Genomic DNA, 17,206 nt, shown 5'->3' with positions numbered 1-17,206 from the left:
AGATCCCGCATGAGCAAGTCGCAACTTTCCGTTTCGTCCCTGCGTGGCGCAGCGCTGGCGCTGGCGCTGGCCCTGCCGATGGCGGCGATGGCGCAGCCGCAAGAGATGGCTCACGCATCCACCGTGACCAGTACCGCCAGCGAGCTGGCGCGCGACCAGCAGACGCTGACTGCGACCGTGGTGGCGGTGGATCAGCAGAGCCGCTTTGTCACGCTCAAAGGCCCCAAGGGCAAGGAGGTGACGGTGGAGGCCGGGCCGGAGGTGCATATCGACCAGCTCAAGCCGGGCGATCAGGTCACCGCGCACTATCAGTCGGCCATTGCGCTGGAGTTGCTGCCCGCCGATAGCGTGGCGGCGGGCACCGAGGTGGAATCGGGTACGTCGTCCGGTGCGCTGCAGGGCAAGCCGGGCATGGCCACCGGTCGCTCCATTTCGGTCACCAGCAAGCTCACCGCGGTGGACCTCAAGCATCACACGGTCACGCTTACCGGCGCCGACGGCAAGGAGCGCGTGATCGAGGTGAAGGACCCCGCGCGTCAGGCCCGCATGAGCAAGCTGAAAGTAGGCGACATGGTACGTATTACCTATGTGGAAGCCTTGGCGGTGACGGTAACGCCGAAGGCCAAGCCCAAGGGCTGATGAGGTTGCCCCCGGGAGTGCCGAGGCTCTCCCGGGGCGCCATGGTCAGCGTGGCGCGCCGCTACAGGTGCAGTGTGGCCGATAGCAGCATGGGTTGGTCGGTGCGTCCGTTGGGTGCGCGGAACTCATGAATCCAGCGGTATTGCAGCTCGACGCGACTGCCTTGCCAGTGCGTGCTCCAATTCAGCTGCGGTCCTGCGCCGATGGCCAGGCCGCCCACGCTGTTGTAGCCGGGCATGTGGCCAGGAAGGATGCCGGTGGGAATGGTGCTCTGCTCGATCGCCGCCGCCACGCCCCCGAAACTCCAGCCGCCCGGTTCGCGCTTCATCAGCAGTGTTTCGATGCGCCCCATCGCTCCGTTCTGATATGTCGCTACGGCGTCGCGCGAGAAGGTACCCACGGCCAGGACCGTGGAGGACTCCACGTCTGCCCCGGCAAACTCCTTGGTATAGGCGACCTTGGGCACCAGCGACCACACGTTGAGCGTATTGCTGCTGCGTGTACCGCCCTGATAGCTGTTGGTGGTAGCGGAAACGCCAAGCGAGAACGCGATGCGATCGGTGGCATTGATGCGATAGCTCGCCACCAGGGGAGTAAACGCCACGCTCGCCGGTCGGCCCCAGCCATCCGCTGCCTGTGCATCGGCGCTGGCCGGTCCGAGCATGACGGGCGCGGTCGGCACCAGGTAAGGCTGCACGATCAGTGAGGCAAAGCTCCAGCCGCCGCGCGAAAGTCCCCAGAAGTGCACGCCCACGGTCGCCGATAACGGTGCCATCACCGGGATGTCCGGCGCCAGTTGCCTGAGTTCGCCCAGGGCGGGAGAGGGGAGCAGGGCACCCCGGCTGTACATCGCGCCGCTGTACCAGGCCCAGGCCGGGCCCGTAGCGAAGCCAGGTGTGTCGCCAGGGTCAGGGTTGATGACGAGCGCATGTCCGGACTCTTCCGCCGCCGCTAGCGTCGGTTGAGCGCCCATCAGCATCGCCAGCCCAGCCACGAACGACCACGGGCGCATCGCCATGCCCTCGGAAAAGTGCGGAACCACCCTCGGCATCGCACGGTGCGTCTGGTCGGTGGCCGACGAAAGCGCCGCCTGTCGATACCCCCATTACCCCGTTGCGCAATGCCTGCCGTCCCCACGGCAAAGCACTCACTCCCTCGCGCATTGCAGCATGCTGTGCGTCAACCGCGCGTGCACCGGCTTCTTAAGCGCGCGTGTGCGTTGTGTATCGAGGCGATGACGATCCATAGGGACGTCTGGATGTCTTGACTTGGGGCGGTAGGGCCGCCCTGGCGATGCCCTGGTGGCTGGCGATGGCGTGCCGATGCGCGAAAGGGCGTGGCAAGCGCTGAGCAGCCAAGACAGCGCAAGCGGCGTCACCTGCGCCAGTGCTGGCTACCGTCGATGACGGCAGCCAGCCGTGTGGATTCAGGGCACGCCGCCTTCGCGCACCAGTTCCATCACTTCGTAGCAGGCGCCCATGGTGTGATAGTCGGTCTTGCCGGCAGGGCTCTTGTCCTCGTCGTACTTGCGATTGTCGCGGGTGAGGATGCGAAACCACGCGCCGTAGCGATGATCGACAAAGTGCTGCCAGGCGTATTGCCACAGCTTCACATACCATGCGTCGTATTCGGCCAGACCCGTGCGTGCGTGCAGCAGGGCCGCGGCGGCGAGCGACTCGGCCTGTACCCAGAAGTACTTGTCGTCATCGCACACCGTGCCGTCCGGGGCGAAGCCGTAGCACATGCCGCCGTGCGTTTCGTCCCAGGAGCGGGCGAGCGCTACGTCGAACAGATGCTTGGCGGTGGGTACCAGCCAGTTTTCCTCGCGGCCACGTTCGAGCAGCAGCGGTTCCATGATCAGCAGCAGCTTGGCCCACTCGGTCTGGTGGCCGGGCTGGAAACCCCATGGACGAAACAGATGCTTGGGGTCGTCCAGGTGGTAGTTCCAGTCCACGTTCCAGTGCACGTCGTAGTGCTCCCACACCAGGCCATCGGCCTTGGCGGCCTGGCGGCGCGTCATGTGATCGGCGAGGGTGAGTGCGCGCTCCAGATAGCGCGGCTCGTCGCTGGCCTGGTAGGCCGCGAGCATCGCCTCGCACATATGCATGTTGGCGTTCTGGCCGCGGTAGTCGCTGAAATGCCATTCGGCGTCGGCTTCGTCGCGGTACAGGCCGGCATCGGCGTCCCAGAAGCGTTGCTCCAGCAGGTTCCAGGTTTCGTCCATCCAGGCATCGGCTTCGGTGACACCGGCCTTGCGCGCGGTGGCGTAGGCAAGGAGCACGAAGGCCACGCCGTAGCAGTGATTGGTGCGGTCTTCGGGCTGGCCGTCGCGAATGGTCCAGGCGTAGCCACCGGTGACCGGGTTTCGGTGCACCTCGCGCAGGTAGCGCAGGCCGTGATGGACGGCGTCGAGGTATTCGGGCTTGCCGAACTCGCGTGCCGCCATCGCGTAGTTGAAGACGAAGCGCGTGCTGCTCACCAGGTGACGGTGGCTGCGGTCGTAGATCGTGCCATCGTCCTTGTAGTAGTGGAAAAAGCCGCCCGCGGGGTCGATCGCATGCGGATGGTAGAAGGCCATGGTCCGGGCGATGTGTTCGCGCAGAAAGGTTTCGCTGCGGAAATCGGGCAGCGTCGACGTGGTCATGCGTAAGTCTCCATGAAGCTGTACACCTCGGCCTCGTCCGGCATCGCAGTGAACGAGCCCTGGCGGGTCACGGTAAGTGCGCCGCAGGCGGCGGCAAAGCGCAGCGTGGCGTGCAGGCGCGGCAGTTCGGCGACCAGGTGGTCGAGACTGGCTGCGCCGCCGCTGAGCTTGCCCAGCTGGCAGAGCAGGCCGCCCACGAAAGCATCGCCGGCAGCGGTAGTGTCCACGGCGGGCACGGCATACACGGGCAGTTCGCCATCGGCATCCGGATGGAACCAACGCAGCGATTGGGAGCCGTCGGTTACCACCAGCAGGCGCGCATGGCCTTGCCAAAGCTGCTCAAGCGCGGCTTCTTCGCCATCGACAGCGAGCCAGGCGAACTCTTCCGCGCTCAGCTTCACCACATCGGCCAGATGCAACGCGGGCCACACAGCGGCGCGCGGGTCGGTGTCGTGCGGCCACAGCGCCGGGCGCAGGTTGAGGTCGAAACTCACCAGTGCGCCGGCCGCACGTGCGCGGCGCATGCCCTCGCGTGTGGTTTCGGCCAGCGCGGCGTCGGTCATGCTGTTGGAGCAGACGTGGAACACGGCAAGGTCGCGGAAGGTATCGGCGTGGAAATGCTCCGGACGGAACAGCAGGTCGGCCGATGGCGGGCGGTAGAAGCTGAAACTGCGTTCGCCATGTGCATCCAGCGAGACGAAAGCCAGCGCGGTGTTGGCCTCGGCGGTACGTGCGACGCTGTGGGTATTGACGCCCGCGCGGCGCAGGCTGTCCAGCAGAAAGTCGCCGAACAGATCCTTGCCAAGCATGCCGGCGAAGGCCGCCGCGCCGCCTTGGCGCGCCACGGCCACTGCCACGTTGGCCGGCGCGCCGCCGGCATAGGGCACGAAGCTGCGCGGAAACCCGAAGGCGTCACCGCCTTCGCTGTGGAAATCGATCAGTGCTTCACCGAAACAAAGAATGGTACGTGACATCGGGCAGCACTCAGCGGGAAGCGACGGGCGTGGCCGTGCGGATCAGCGAACCGCGCAGGCCATAGAACACGATGTAGCCGTAGCACAGCAGCGGCAATACGAAGGCATGCTGCACGCCGATGCTGTCGGCCAGGAAACCCTGGGCCCAGGGCAGCAGGGCGCCGCCCACGATGGCCATGATCAACAGGCTGGAAGCCTTGCCGGTGAGGGGGCCCATACGCTCGATGCCCAGCGCGAAGATGGTGGGGAACATGATGGAGTTGAACAGGCCGATGGCGATCACGCTGACCATCGCCACCGGACCGTTGGTGAGGATGGTGGTGAGCAACAGGAGCGCCGCGATGGCGGCGAAGGTCGCCAGCAGGCGACGCGGGTTGAAGCGCACCAGCAGGAACGAGCCGGCCAGGCGACCGACCATCGCGCCGCCCCAGTACATGGACACGTAATGCGATGCCTGTTGTTCGCTCATGTGGCCGATGGTGGGCAGCGACAGGTAGTTCACCAGGAAGCTGCCGATGGAGACTTCGGCGCCAACGTAGAAGAAGATCGCCAGCACGCCGAACAGCACGTGCGGGTGACGCAACGCATCGAGCAGGGTGTGCTGACCGGCGTCGGCCTGTTCGGTGGATTCGGTAAGCGCGGGCAGCTTGAACAGGCCTACGCCGACGGCGAGCGCCAGCAGGGCCAGGCCCAGGCCCAGATACGGCACCTGTACCATCTGCGCCTGCTTCTGGCGGTAATCCTGCAGCTGCTGCTGGGTCTCCGGTAGCAGGCTGGCGCGCAGCGCGCTCAAGCGCGCGGCCTGGGCGCTGTCCAGGCGTGAAGCGATCAGCTTGTCCAGCGCATCGGTCAGGCGGTTGGCGGGCAGGGCGGCCAATTGCTGGGGCGACTGGGCGGACAAGGTATCGAGCAGCACATCGCCCGACAGTTTGTCGAGCACGTTGGCGAGTTGCTCGGGCGGCAGATGCGCCAGCGTCGCGGTCAGCGGCGCGGCCGGCAGACGGTCGAGAGATGCGCCGGAGGCATCGTTGAGCGCGGCGACCAGGCGGTCGGCCGGTGCCTGCTGAATCGCGTTGACGACGTCGGCCGGTGCGGCGTTGTTGATGGTCTGCACCAGTTGCACGGTTTCCGGCGCCTTGCGCACGGCTTCCGGCACACCCGCGGAAACGGCGGCGAGAATCACCAGGCCGCCAAACAGTGGACCCAGCGTGGTACCCAGCGAGTTCATCGCCTGGGCGAGCGTGAGGCGGCTGGAGCTGGTGCGCTCAGGACCCAGCAGCGCCACGTACGGGTTGGCCGCGACCTGCAGCACGGTAATGCCGGTGGCCAGCACGAACAGTGCGCCGAGGAAGGCAGCATAGGATTGCAGCTGCGCTGCCGGCCAGAAGCCGAACGCGCCCAGCGCGGCAATCGCCAGGCCCGCGATGATGCCCTTTTTGTAGCCCAGCGCGGCCACCAGGCGACCGGCCGGCAGCGACATCAGGAAATACGCACCGAAGAAGGTGAACTGCACCAGCATGGCGCGTGCGTAGTTGAGCTCGAATACCGCCTTGAGATGGGGGATCAGGATGTCGTTGAGGACGGTGAGGAAGCCCCACATGAAGAAGATGGTGGTGAGCACCGCCATCGCCATCGGGAAATCGGTGTAGCGCGTGTTGCCGGTGGTCGACGACGTCGCCGCCGACGGGTTGGGTGGAGCAGCAAAGGCCATGGTGGATTCCGTTCGTCAGGAAAGAGTGCGGCTGCTTTCGCGCACGACCAGTTCCACGGGCGCCACGATGGCGCGCGCGCTGGCCTGCGGATCTTGCAGGCGGGAAAGAAGCAGCTCCGCCGCCTGCCGGCCACGCGCGCGCGGCGCGGTGGAGAGCGTGGTCAGCGGCGGCATGCTCAGGGCGGCTTCGGCAATGTCGTCGAAGCCGGTGAGGGCAAAGTCGCGGCCCGGTTGCAGGCCGCGCTGGTGCAAGGCGAGCATCAGGCCGAGCGCCACGGCGTCGTTGTAGCAGACGGCGGCAGTGGGTTTGGGCTCGCCTTGGAACAGGGCGTGCGCGGCGGCGACCGCATCGGTGCGCGTGGGCTTGCTTTCCACCCGCCAGTGCGGCGCGATGGGCAGCCCTGCCGCCTGCATTGCTTTGGCGTAGCCAGCGTAGCGGTCGCGGCTGGAGCTGGCATCGTCGTGGCCGCCAAAGAACGCGATGCGCCGGTGCCCATGCGCGATCAGGTGTTCGGTTGCCATGCGCGTGCCGCGCTCGTTGTCCAGCATCAGGCGATCCCAATGCGAGGACGCCGGCAGTCGGCCGCCGAGTTCGCGATTGAACAGCACCACCGGCGTGTGGCTGCCGACGGCTGACAGGACTTCACGCACTTCGCTGCCTTCGGCCGGCGACAAAATGATGCCGCCAGGGCCATGTTCGACCAGCGAACCCAGCACGGCCTGTTGGCGTTGCGCCGATTCGCCGGTGCTGCCGAGCAGGGTGACGAAACCGGCTTCGCCGAGCGCTTCGTCCACCCCGGCGGCGAATTCGGCAAAGAACGGGTTGGCCAGTTCGTTGACCACCAACGCAATGCTAGACGAGGTGCGACGACGCAGGTTGGCGGCCGCGCGGTTGTAGACGTAGCCCTGCCGGCGCAGTTCCTCCTCCACCTTGGCGCGCGTGCGCTGGTTCACCAGCGGGCTGCCGCGCAACACCAGCGACACCGTGGCGCGCGATACGCCGCAGCCAGCGGCAATGTCGCTGAGCGTGGTCTTGCGGTGGACAGGGGCGGAGCTTTCCTTGGCCATGTCGTCAACAATCCGCTGATTGGAACGATCCAAATGTAACCGAAATCCCACCGCTGCAATCCATATTGCACTGCGGCATGCATCGATTTGAGACACGATGCTACCGTAGGACCTAGATCGATCTAAATCGGGGATTGGCTGCGATTGCTCAAAGCCGGCGCGCGACGTCGGATGAGTGCTCGCGCGCAGCTTTTCGCACTTGCCGCGAGCAGGGCTCGCGACGGTGCGGTACGGCCTTCGGCGGAGCATGTCGACGGACGTATTTGGGCGGCCATTTCGCCGGCTGGTGGTAAGCGATAGTGGTTGGATTCGTGGCATTGCAGCCGGGGTGGCTGGTGTCGCTGGCCGTGCTCCGCGCGGCAGCCCGCCGTGCCTCGTGCCGTATCGACGCGGATCCTGTGGCCGAAGACTCAAGGATCCAGATGATCGCACCGGGCACCCGCGCCGACGCAGGCAGCATGGAGAAGATTGATCGCAGTGGGCGCGCCGTGCGCCGGCTCGGCGGTTGGGCGAGTTTTCTGCTGGCCTGTCTGTGGCCCGCCATCGGCGCCGCCGCGCCGCTGAGCACGCAGCTGCTCAATGAAGGTTGGCAATTCCGGCTGGCGCCCGGCGAAGCCGCCGCGGCCACGCGTGCCAAGGTCACCCGTTGGCGCGCCGCCTCGGTACCGGGCACGGTACAGACCGATCTGCTGGCGGCGCAGTTGGTGGACGATCCGTTCTATCGCGACAACGAAGCGCAGATCCAATGGGTGGGCCTGGCCGACTGGCAATACCGCACCAGTTTCACGGTGGACGCGGCGACCTTGTCACGCGAGCACGTCGAACTGGTGTTCGACGGACTCGATACGTACGCGGATGTCTATCTCAATGGCAGCAAGTTGCTGGCGGCGGACAATATGTTCCGGCGCTGGTCGGTGCCGGTGAAATCACTGCTGCACGCTGGCGGCAACACGCTGGAAGTGCGCCTGTACTCGCCCATCAAGCGCTTGCAGCCGTGGTTGCTCAAGCAGCCGTATGCGTTGCCGGGAGAGTTCGATTCCGCCTTTGGCGATGAGCCCAAGGGCAAGCAGACCGCCAATTACGTGCGCAAGGCGAACTACCAGTACGGCTGGGATTGGGGGCCGCGCATCGTTACCGAAGGCATCTGGCGCGACGTGCATCTGGACAGCTGGGATGCGCTGCGTGTCGCCGACTTCCATATCGAGCAGACCCAGGTCAGCGCCGAGTCCGCCCACGTCAATGCCAAGGTCGATGTGGAGGTGGATACCAGCCAGCCGCTGCAGGCGAGCATGGATGTGGTGGGGCCCGATGGCCAGGTCGCCGGCCATATCGAGCGCGAGGTCACGGTCGATCCAGGCAGTCGGCAGATCAGCCTGCCCGTGCGTTTCGCCGAACCGCGCCTGTGGTACCCGGTCGGTTATGGCGCGCAGGACATGTACACCTTCAAGCTGCGCCTGCGCGATGCGGACGGCACCGTGTATGTCGCTGAGCGCGCCACGGGCTTGCGCAGCGTGGAGCTGCGCCGCCAGAACGATCGCTGGGGTAAGAGCTTCGCCTTCGTCATCAATGGCATCCCGGTATTCGCCAAGGGCGCCAATGTCATTCCGTTCGACATGTTCCCCTCGCGCGACGACGAACTGCGCATGCACGACGTGCTGGCCTCCGCCCGCGACGCCAACATGAACATGTTGCGTGTGTGGGGCGGCGGCTATTACATGCCCGATCGCTTCTATGAGCTGGCCGATCGCTTCGGCATCCTGATCTGGCAGGACTTCATGTTCGGCGGCGCCATTCCACCGAACGACAGCGCCTTTGTGGAGAATGCACGGCAGGAGGCGATCGAGCAGGTCACGCGGCTGCGCAATCACCCCAGCATCGTGCTGTGGTGTGGCAACAACGAGGTGCAAACCGGCTGGGAATCCTGGGCGGATCGCGCGGTGTTCAAGCAATCGATCAGCGCGGACGACCGTGAGCGCATCGTGATCGGCATGGTCAACCTGTTCGGCAATGTGTTGCGTGATGTCGTGACGCGTTATGACGCCGAAGTGCCCTACTGGGCGAGCACGCCAAGCACCGACTACGATGGCCCCGCCAACGTCCTCACCGATGGTGACTACCACTATTGGGACGTATGGTCCGGCGCCGCCAAGCCGGTGACCGAATACCTCAACGTGACGCCGCGATTCCAATCCGAATATGGCCTGCAATCGTTCCCGGTGATGCGTACCGTGCGGGCCTTCGCCGCACCTGACGATCTGGCGGTGGAAACCCCGGTGATGCGCGCGCACCAGAAGTACGATGGCGGCAATGGCAACAAGCGCCTGCTGCTTTATATCGAGCGCGAATACGGTACGCCGCGCGATTTCCCCAGCTTTGTCTACCTGAGCCAGGTGATGCAGGCCGATGGCATCGGCCTGGCGGCCGAGCACCTGCGCGCCTCGCGCCCGCAGGCGATGGGCTCGCTGTATTGGCAGATCAACGACGTGTGGCCGGGCGCCTCGTGGTCCAGCATCGACTATTTCGGTCGCTGGAAGGCGCTGCAGTTCCACGCCCGGCGCTTCTATGCGCCGTTGCTGATCGCCGCCTTGCGTCAGGATGGCGCCACCACCGTGTCGCTGGTCTCGGATCGACCGGCTTCGGCTGGCGTGCACTGGCGCGTGCGGGTGATGGATTTCGCCGGCAAGGTGTCGTCGGATCACCAGCGCGTGGTGACCATGCCGCCGCTCAGCAGCACCCAGGTCGCCAGCTTCACCGATCAGCAACTGCTGCATGGCGCGGACCCGATGCATAGCGTGGCCGTGTTCGAGCTGGTGGAAGGCGATCAGGTGGTGTCGCGCCAGTTGGTGTTCTTCGATCACGCCAAGAGCCTGCCGTTGCCAACGCCGGTTATCCATACCCAATTGCAGCCATCGGTGGATGGCTATGCGCTTACTTTGAGCAGCGACGTATTGGCGCGCGATGTATGGGTGTCCTTCGGCGACGTGGATACCGAGTTGTCGGAGAACGCGTTCGATCTGCTTCCGGGCGAGAGCGTCACCGTGACGGTACGCACCAAGGCGACACGGGATGAGTTGTTGCATGCGCTGCAGGTCCAGGATCTTGCGGGCGTGATGCATGGAGAAATCGCGAAATGAGCACCAGCGTGATCGAGGGGAAGGGTTATGCCCACGCGCCGTGAGTTGCTGAAATGGCTGGGCGTTACCGCCGCGTCGGGTGGCTTGGCGTTTCCGACGGTGGCCGGCGCGGTGGATAAGCTTGGCGCCCGATACGCCAGCCGTCGCCCGCCCCGGGGGCAGCGCAAGTTCGTCAGCGGCGCCGTGGAGCAGCAGCTCGCCCGGGTGAAGTCGGCCATCGTCGATCCCAAGCTCGCCTGGATGTTCGAGAACTGCTTCCCCAACACCCTCGATACCACGGTGGAGCTGGGCACGCTGGACGGCAAGCCGGATACGTTCGTGATTACGGGTGATATCGAAGCCATGTGGCTGCGCGATTCCTCCGCCCAGGTGATGCCGTACGTGCCGCTGGCCTCGCACGACGCGCCACTGCGGCGGATGTTTCGCGGCTTGATCTGCCGGCAGGCGCGGTGCATCCGTATTGATCCCTACGCCAATGCGTTCCTGCCCGATCCCAAGGCCGCGCCGCTGAGTTGGGCGCAGCACGATCACACCGACATGAAGCCAGGGGTGGGCGAGCGCAAATGGGAGATCGACTCCCTGTGTTATCCCATTCGCCTGGCGCACAGCTACTGGCAGGCGACCGGCGACACCACGCCGTTCGATGACGATTGGCGCGCCGCCATGGCACTCGTGCTGCGCACGTTCCGCGAGCAGCAGCGCTTGCACGGGCGCGGGCCGTACAGCTTCCAGCGCACCTCCGAGCGGCCGACCGAAAGCCAGTTTCTGGAGGGCTACGGCAACCCGTCGCGGCCCAACGGCATGATTCATTCCATGTTCCGGCCCTCGGATGATGCCTGTCTGTATCCGCTGTTCGTGCCGGCCAACCTGTTCGCGGTGGTGAGTCTGCGCCAGTTGGCGCAGATGGCGCGCGCCATCCATCGCGACGAAGCGTTCGCGAGCGACTGCGCCGCGCTGGCCAACGAAGTGGAACAGGCGGTGCAGCGCGATGGCCGCATGCGCGATGCCGAGGGACAGGAACACTGGGCGTACGAGATCGACGGCTACGGCAACCAGTTGTTCATGGACGACGCCAATGCGCCCAGCCTGCTCAGCCTGCCGTACCTCGGTTGCTGCGATCGCACCGATACGTTGTACCAGCGCACGCGTGCCCTGGTGTGGAGCGAGCACAACCCGTACTTTTTCAAGGGGCGCGCCGCGGAAGGTATCGGCGGCCCGCACGAAGGGCTGCGCATGGTGTGGCCCATGTCCATCATGATCTATGCGCAGACCAGCGACGATCCCGCGCTGATCCGCCAATGCCTCGCCTGGCTGCGCGATACGGATGCCGGGACCGGCTTCATGCATGAAGCCTTCGATCAGGACGATCCCACGCATTTCACCCGCAGCTGGTTCGCCTGGGCCAACACCTTGTTCGGCGAACTCCTCATCGATATCCATCGGCGCTACCCGCAGCTCTTGCGCGGCGGATAAGCCGATATCGACCACCTGTCTGCCACCCTACGAACGCTTCCACGGAGAATCCCCACATGGTGTCCCGCCGACAATTCCTGCAAGGCATGGGTGCGCTGGCCGTACTCGGCACACCGCTTCCTTCGCTGGCATCTCAACTGGCGGATGCCGCCATGTCCAAGAGCGGTGCGGGCGGCGCGATGGCGCCGGCGACAGGGGTATCTCGCTATGTGGACGTGTTCGTCGGCACCGGTGGCCACGGGCATACCTATCCGGGCGCCTCGATGCCTTACGGCATGGTGCAGCTCAGCCCCGATACGCACGATTCCGGCTGGGATGCCTGTTCGGGCTATCACCAGGCGGACGGGTCGATCATGGGCTTTTCGCACACGCATCTCAGCGGCACCGGCGCCAGCGACATGCTCGATGTACTGGTGATGCCGGCACGCGGCCCGGTGCTGATCCAGGCGGGCGAGCGTGGTCTGCCGGACCACAACTATCGTTCGCGCTTCGATGGTGTCGCCAGTGCCACGCCTCAGCTGTCGCCCGACAGCAAAGCCCAGCCGGGTCGCGGCTATCGCTCGCGTTACGACAAGGCTTCCGAGCAGGCGCGCCCGGGTTACTACCGCGTGCACCTGACCGATCACGACATCCTTGCCGAGCTGACCTCCACGCTGCGGGCGGGTTTGCATCGTTACACCTTCCAAGGTCATGGCGATGGGCATCTGGTGGTGGACCTGGCGCACGGCTACCACGATGACGCGAAGACGCCGGCCGCCGTAAGCGATGCGCAGTTGCGTTTGCTAGGCAGCGATCTGCTGGTGGGTGGCCGACGCGTGCACCAGTGGGCGAACGGTCGCCACATCTATTTCGCCATGCGTGTATCGCGCCCGTTCTCGCAGGCGACGTTGTATGCCGAAGACGCCGCGCTGCCCAGTGGCATGGGCGAGGCCAAGGGCACGCATCTCAAGGCCGTGCTGCATTTCAACGAGGTCGGCCACGGCCCGCTGCTGGTGAAGGTGGGTATTTCCGCAGTGGATATCGACGGCGCGCTGCGCAACCTGGAGGAAATTCCCGGTTGGGATTTCGACGGCGTGCGCCAGGCCGCGGCCGACACCTGGGAGCGCGAGCTGAGTCGCATCCAGGTCGAATCCACCTCGCTGCCGACCTTGCGCACGTTCTATAGCGCGCTGTATCACACCATGCTGGCGCCCACGCTGTTCAGCGATGCGGATGGCCGTTATCGCGGCATGGATCTGGCCGTGCACCAGCTCCCCACGGGGCAGAACAACTACAGCACGTACTCGCTGTGGGATACCTACCGCGCGCTGCATCCGCTGCTCACGCTGTTCCAGCCCGATCGCGTGCCCGACCTCGTCAATGGCCTGGTGCGTATGGCGGAGGAGAGCCCGGATGGCCCGCCGGTGTGGCCGCTGCAAGGCGTGGAGACCGGCTGCATGATCGGTTACCACTCGGCGGTGGTCATCGCCGAGGCGCAGGCCAAGGGCTTCACCGGCATCGATTACGCGCGCGCGTGGCCGATCTATCGCAAGCGCGCGATGGAGGACGATTACCGAGGCCTGCCGTATTACCGCAAGCTGGGCTACATCCCCAGCGACAAGGAAGGCGAGGCGGTCAGCAAGACCCTGGAATATGCCTATGACGACTGGGCCGTAGCGCATATGGCCGACGCGGCCGGCGCCGCGGACGATGCCAAGGCGCTGCGCGAGCGCTCGCGCAACTATCGCCACGTGTTCGACAAGAGCCAGGACCTTATGCGTCCGCGCGGCAGCGATGGCGCGTGGCTGGAGCCGTTCGACCCGCGTGGCATGGGGCACTCCTCCAAGTGGCGTGACTTCACCGAGTCCAATGCGTGGGAGGCGACCTTCCTCAACCAGCACGATCTGTACGCCTATATGACACTGTTCGGTGGCCAGCAGGCGTTCGAGCGCAAACTCGATGAGTTGTTCACCATCAGCTCGGAGTTGCCGGCGGATGCGCCGCCGGATATCGCCGGCATGGTTGGCCAGTACGCGCACGGCAACGAGCCCAGCCATCACGTGGCCTATCTGTATGCGTATACCGGCTCGCATCACAAGACGCAGGCCCGCGTACGCATGCTGCTGGAAACCATGTATCCCGCCGAACCGGATGGCCTGGCCGGCAACGAGGACTGCGGCCAGATGAGCGCGTGGTACGTGATGAGCGCGATGGGCCTGTATGCGGTCGATCCGGTGAGCACCAACTACGTGTTCGGTAGCCCGGTGCTCGATCGCGCGCAGATCACGCTGGCGGGTGGCCGCACGCTTGAGATCCGCACGGTCGGCAACGGTCCGGGGCAGGCCTATATCCAGTCGGTGCAATGGAACGGCCGACCATGGACGCGCAGTTGGATCAGCCACGCCGAACTGGCCGCGGGCGGCACGCTGGAGTTCCGCATGGGCAGCACGCCGAACAAGGCGTTCGGTGCGGACCCGGCCGACCGACCGCCTGCATTCGGGCAGGCCGCCACGGTGCCGGTACAGCTGGGCTGAGTGAGTTCGCTTCCGGCGGTCGACAGGCCGCCGGAACGGGTAGGGGAGAGGCTCGAGGTGCCCCCGCGTTGGGCTTGGTGGGGTGTGGCGCCACCCTCTCGTAAGACTCGCGCAAGAAGTGTTGCGCTGCAACTTGCCTCGATCTAAATCGCGGTCAAAAATTTGTATCGATCTAAATGCCGCGCTGGATAGCGCACTCAGAAGACGCCCAGGCGGCTGGAGGGGACATGCGGAGCGGAAAGCGGATGGATGGCTTGATGACACCCCGGCCGACTCCGGAATGCGGAGCGCATCTGCATGGCTGAGCACGCCTGGTCACTTCGCCCCACGGCGGAGCCGTCGTACCTGCTCGCCGCCGATGTCGGCGGCACCCATGCCCGCCTTGGCCTGGTGTCGTTCCAGCAGACCGAACGGGGCGCCGGCATCACGCGCCCGGACGTATCGGCCTATCGCGTCTATCCGTGCGCTGCGTATCCCGGCATCGACGCCATCGTGCGCGCCTTCTGCAAGGAACACGACGCGCAGCCGCGTCGCTTCGCGCTGGCCTGTGCGGGCTATCTGCACGACGGGCGCGTCATCAATCGTCATCTGCATTGGCCGATCGAGCCGGCCGCGCTGGAACAGGCGCTCAGCCTGGATGAAGTGCGCGTACTCAATGACTTCGAAGCGCTGGCGCATGCCACCGCTTACCTGCACGACAGTGGTGTCACCACCGTCCACGCGCCGCGCGAGGTGATAACCACGCCCGGTCCGGTAGTGGTGGTCGGGCCCGGTACCGGGCTGGGTGTGGCAGTGCGCTTGCCCGGTACGCGTTCGCGCGTGCTTGCCACGGAGGCGGGCCATATCGCCCTGGCCGCGCGCGTGGGCCGCGAGCAGCAGGTGTTGCAGGCCCTGGTTCCCGTCGATACGCACATGCCTTACGACCACGTGTTGTCGGGCCCCGGCCTGCTGCGCCTGTACCAGACGCTGTGCCGCATGGAAGGTGTGCCGCCGGTGGCCGACGAGCCGGCGACGGTGGTAGCCGCCGCATGTGCCGGCCAGGACGCACAGGCGGCGGAAACGCTGCAGTTGTTCTGCGCGTGGCTGGGTTCGTTCGTGGGTGATCTGGCGATGCTCTATGGCGCGACCGGTGGCATCTATCTGGCCGGCGGCTTCCTCTCGCGCATGACCGGTTTCCTGGCGCAGAGCGCCTTCGTCGAGCGCTTTCTCGACAAGGGGGTGATGCGCCCGTTCCAGCAAACGGTGCCGGTGCATGTGGTCGATCACGCCCAGCTCGGGGTGATCGGCGCCGCCAGTTGGCTGATGGAGCGATCCATTCCGCCCGCCACCGGCTAAGTGCCGCCGCGTTCCTCGTTCTTTCCTTCTTCGCGCCATCCATTCCGCCACGTTTGACGAGTACTCGCCATGTCCGTGTTGTCGTCGCTGCTGGATCGTCGTTCGCTAGGTCGCCTACTCGCCGTGGGACTGGGCTGCTGTATCGCGCCGGCGATGGCTGGCGACGCGCCTGCCACGCAGGCACCCGACACCGCTACCATCGAACGCCAGTGGGTGGCCGCCAATCAGCCGTACGACGCCGCGCGCCGCGACGTGCTCGCGCGTGCGCGGCAGGTCGCCTGGCAAGGCCCGATGCAGCCGGACTGGCAAAGCCTGGGGGCGTATCGCGCGCCCGAGTGGTATCGCGACGCCAAGTTCGGCATCTTCATCCACTGGGGCGTGTATTCGGTGGCGGCGTACAAGGGCGAGTGGTATCCGCGCCACATGTACGAGCGCAGCGGTGAATACGCCAACTATCACCAGCATCAGGTAGACACCTATGGGCCGATGCCGCAGGTGGGCTACAAGGATCTGATTCCGCGTTTCAAGGCTGAGCATTTCGATCCGACCGCGTGGGCCGCGCTGTTCCGCCAGGCGGGTGCGCGCTACGTGGTGCCGGTGGCCGAGCATCACGATGGCTTTGCCATGTACGACTCGCAGCTGTCGGACTGGACGGCAGTGAAGATGGGCCCGCATCGCGATGTGATCGGCGAACTTGCCAAGGCGATCCGCGCGCAAGGCATGAAGCTGGGCCTTTCCTCGCATCGCGCCGAGCATGATTGGTTCTTCGAGTACGGCCGTGGCTACGACTCGGACGTGAACGATCCGCGCTACGCCGCGCTGTACGGCCCGGCGCACCCCTCGCGTTCGGCCAAGGGCGAGGATGGTCAGGAAGTGGATTGGACCTACGTGTCCGATGCCTATCTGGACGATTGGCTGGCCCGTTCCTCGGAGATTGTGCAGCGCTACCAGCCCGACCTGATGTATTTCGACTGGTGGATCGGCCAGCCACGCTTCCGTGGCGCGCTCGCGGAGTTCGCGGCCTTCTACTACAACCAGGCCACCGCGCGTGCGCAGGGCGTGGTGCTCAACTACAAGCTCAACGACATGAGCCCGGGCACTGGCACGCTGAATATCGAGCGTGGTCAGGCAGCGGATATCCGCGAACTGCCCTGGCAAACCGAAACCTCGGTGAGCCCCGATTCGTGGGGCTACGCCGAAGGCGATACCTACAAGTCGCCGGATGAGATCGTGCAGTTGCTGGCCGACGTGGTGAGCAAGAACGGCAACTTGCTGCTCAATATCGGCCCCAAGGCGGACGGCAGCATTCCGCCGGAGGCGCGCGGCATCCTGCTGGCGGTGGGGCAATGGCTGAAGGCCAACGGCGAGGCCATCTACGGCACACGGCCGTGGCAGCACTACGGTGAAGGCCCCACGCAAGTCGTGGCTGGCACCATGCAGGACACCAAGACCAAGCCGTATACCGCCGAGGATTTCCGTTTCACCACCAAGGGCGCGCAGCTCTACGCCATTGAACTGGGCTGGCCCGCCGACGGTCATGCGTTGATTCGCTCCATCACGCCCGCGCTCAAGGTGCGCAGCGTGACCCTGCTTGCCACCGGCAAACCGGTGCGCTTTACGCAGGACGCACAAGGCCTGCATCTCGATCTCCCGGCCCAGCCGTCGGGCGTCCATGCCTATGCCTATCGCATTGGCGCGGACAGTCATTAACCCAT

At 65.6% G+C, this 17,206-nt stretch carries 11 protein-coding genes; 6 read left to right on the top strand and 5 right to left on the bottom strand.

Annotated elements, in window-relative coordinates:
- Nucleotides 1-9: 9 nt before the first annotated feature.
- A complete protein-coding gene (locus JHD67_RS04245) occupies nucleotides 10-639 on the top strand; it encodes a hypothetical protein (RefSeq protein WP_199097640.1) in 630 nt (209 codons plus the stop codon).
- A 61-nt stretch (nucleotides 640-700) separates the two neighbouring features.
- Here the strand turns inward: JHD67_RS04245 and JHD67_RS04240 are convergent, their stop codons facing one another.
- The 5 genes from JHD67_RS04240 to JHD67_RS04220 all read right to left on the bottom strand — a co-directional run bounded on the left by JHD67_RS04240 (nucleotide 701) and on the right by JHD67_RS04220 (nucleotide 7,036).
- The gene (locus tag JHD67_RS04240) at nucleotides 701-1,657 is read right to left on the bottom strand and encodes a transporter (protein ID WP_199097638.1); all 957 of its coding nucleotides are present in this window, start codon (nucleotides 1,655-1,657) and stop codon (nucleotides 701-703) included.
- 408 nt (nucleotides 1,658-2,065) lie between these two features.
- Nucleotides 2,066-3,283 (bottom strand): AGE family epimerase/isomerase, encoded by a 1,218-nt coding sequence (locus tag JHD67_RS04235; RefSeq protein ID WP_199097636.1) that lies wholly within the window; start codon nucleotides 3,281-3,283, stop codon nucleotides 2,066-2,068.
- Complete coding sequence (locus tag JHD67_RS04230; RefSeq protein WP_199097634.1) at nucleotides 3,280-4,257, bottom strand: carbohydrate kinase; 978 nt, start codon at nucleotides 4,255-4,257, stop codon at nucleotides 3,280-3,282. Before JHD67_RS04230 ends, JHD67_RS04235 begins: the two co-directional genes overlap by 4 nt.
- Nucleotides 4,258-4,267: 10 nt before the next feature.
- Nucleotides 4,268-5,968 carry a glucose/galactose MFS transporter gene (gene gluP / locus JHD67_RS04225; protein WP_199097632.1) on the bottom strand — a complete coding sequence of 567 codons (1,701 nt, stop codon included), beginning with the start codon at nucleotides 5,966-5,968 and terminating at the stop codon, nucleotides 4,268-4,270.
- Nucleotides 5,969-5,983: 15 nt separating this feature from the next.
- Nucleotides 5,984-7,036: a LacI family DNA-binding transcriptional regulator gene (locus tag JHD67_RS04220; RefSeq protein WP_199097631.1), complete on the bottom strand. Its 1,053-nt coding sequence runs from the start codon at nucleotides 7,034-7,036 to the stop codon at nucleotides 5,984-5,986.
- A 311-nt stretch (nucleotides 7,037-7,347) separates the two neighbouring features.
- On the opposite strand from JHD67_RS04220, the gene JHD67_RS04215 reads away from it, so the two are divergent.
- The 5 genes from JHD67_RS04215 (at nucleotide 7,348) to JHD67_RS04195 (ending at nucleotide 17,201) form a co-directional block, all read left to right on the top strand.
- A complete protein-coding gene (locus JHD67_RS04215; RefSeq protein WP_343214302.1) occupies nucleotides 7,348-10,170 on the top strand; it encodes a glycoside hydrolase family 2 protein in 2,823 nt (940 codons plus the stop codon).
- Nucleotides 10,171-10,197: 27 nt separating this feature from the next.
- Nucleotides 10,198-11,643 carry a glycoside hydrolase family 125 protein gene (locus JHD67_RS04210; RefSeq protein ID WP_199097629.1) on the top strand — a complete coding sequence of 482 codons (1,446 nt, stop codon included), beginning with the start codon at nucleotides 10,198-10,200 and terminating at the stop codon, nucleotides 11,641-11,643.
- A 56-nt stretch (nucleotides 11,644-11,699) separates the two neighbouring features.
- The gene (locus JHD67_RS04205) at nucleotides 11,700-14,156 is read left to right on the top strand and encodes a GH92 family glycosyl hydrolase (RefSeq protein ID WP_199097627.1); all 2,457 of its coding nucleotides are present in this window, start codon (nucleotides 11,700-11,702) and stop codon (nucleotides 14,154-14,156) included.
- 297 nt (nucleotides 14,157-14,453) lie between these two features.
- On the top strand, nucleotides 14,454-15,491 hold the full coding sequence (locus JHD67_RS04200) for a glucokinase (protein WP_199097625.1): 1,038 nt from the start codon (nucleotides 14,454-14,456) through the stop codon (nucleotides 15,489-15,491).
- 153 nt (nucleotides 15,492-15,644) lie between these two features.
- A complete protein-coding gene (locus JHD67_RS04195; protein ID WP_199097683.1) occupies nucleotides 15,645-17,201 on the top strand; it encodes an alpha-L-fucosidase in 1,557 nt (518 codons plus the stop codon).
- Nucleotides 17,202-17,206 lie beyond the last annotated feature (5 nt).

It is taken from the genome of Dyella sp. ASV21 (assembly GCF_016428975.1).
Lineage (GTDB): Bacteria > Pseudomonadota > Gammaproteobacteria > Xanthomonadales > Rhodanobacteraceae > Dyella.
The sequence above is the reverse complement of the archived record's forward strand: the minus strand, read 5'-3'. Positions and strand labels throughout refer to the sequence as shown.

Coding starts and splice junctions, on each gene's coding strand:
- JHD67_RS04200 (WP_199097625.1), top strand. CDS start 14,454: ATGGCTGAGCACGCCTGGTCACTTCGCCCCACGGCGGAGCCGTCGTAC.
- JHD67_RS04230 (WP_199097634.1), bottom strand. CDS start 4,257: ATGTCACGTACCATTCTTTGTTTCGGTGAAGCACTGATCGATTTCCAC.
- JHD67_RS04235 (WP_199097636.1), bottom strand. CDS start 3,283: ATGACCACGTCGACGCTGCCCGATTTCCGCAGCGAAACCTTTCTGCGC.
- JHD67_RS04240 (WP_199097638.1), bottom strand. CDS start 1,657: ATGGCGATGCGCCCGTGGTCGTTCGTGGCTGGGCTGGCGATGCTGATG.
- JHD67_RS04205 (WP_199097627.1), top strand. CDS start 11,700: ATGGTGTCCCGCCGACAATTCCTGCAAGGCATGGGTGCGCTGGCCGTA.
- gluP (WP_199097632.1), bottom strand. CDS start 5,968: ATGGCCTTTGCTGCTCCACCCAACCCGTCGGCGGCGACGTCGTCGACC.
- JHD67_RS04195 (WP_199097683.1), top strand. CDS start 15,645: ATGGCTGGCGACGCGCCTGCCACGCAGGCACCCGACACCGCTACCATC.
- JHD67_RS04210 (WP_199097629.1), top strand. CDS start 10,198: ATGCCCACGCGCCGTGAGTTGCTGAAATGGCTGGGCGTTACCGCCGCG.
- JHD67_RS04245 (WP_199097640.1), top strand. CDS start 10: ATGAGCAAGTCGCAACTTTCCGTTTCGTCCCTGCGTGGCGCAGCGCTG.
- JHD67_RS04220 (WP_199097631.1), bottom strand. CDS start 7,036: ATGGCCAAGGAAAGCTCCGCCCCTGTCCACCGCAAGACCACGCTCAGC.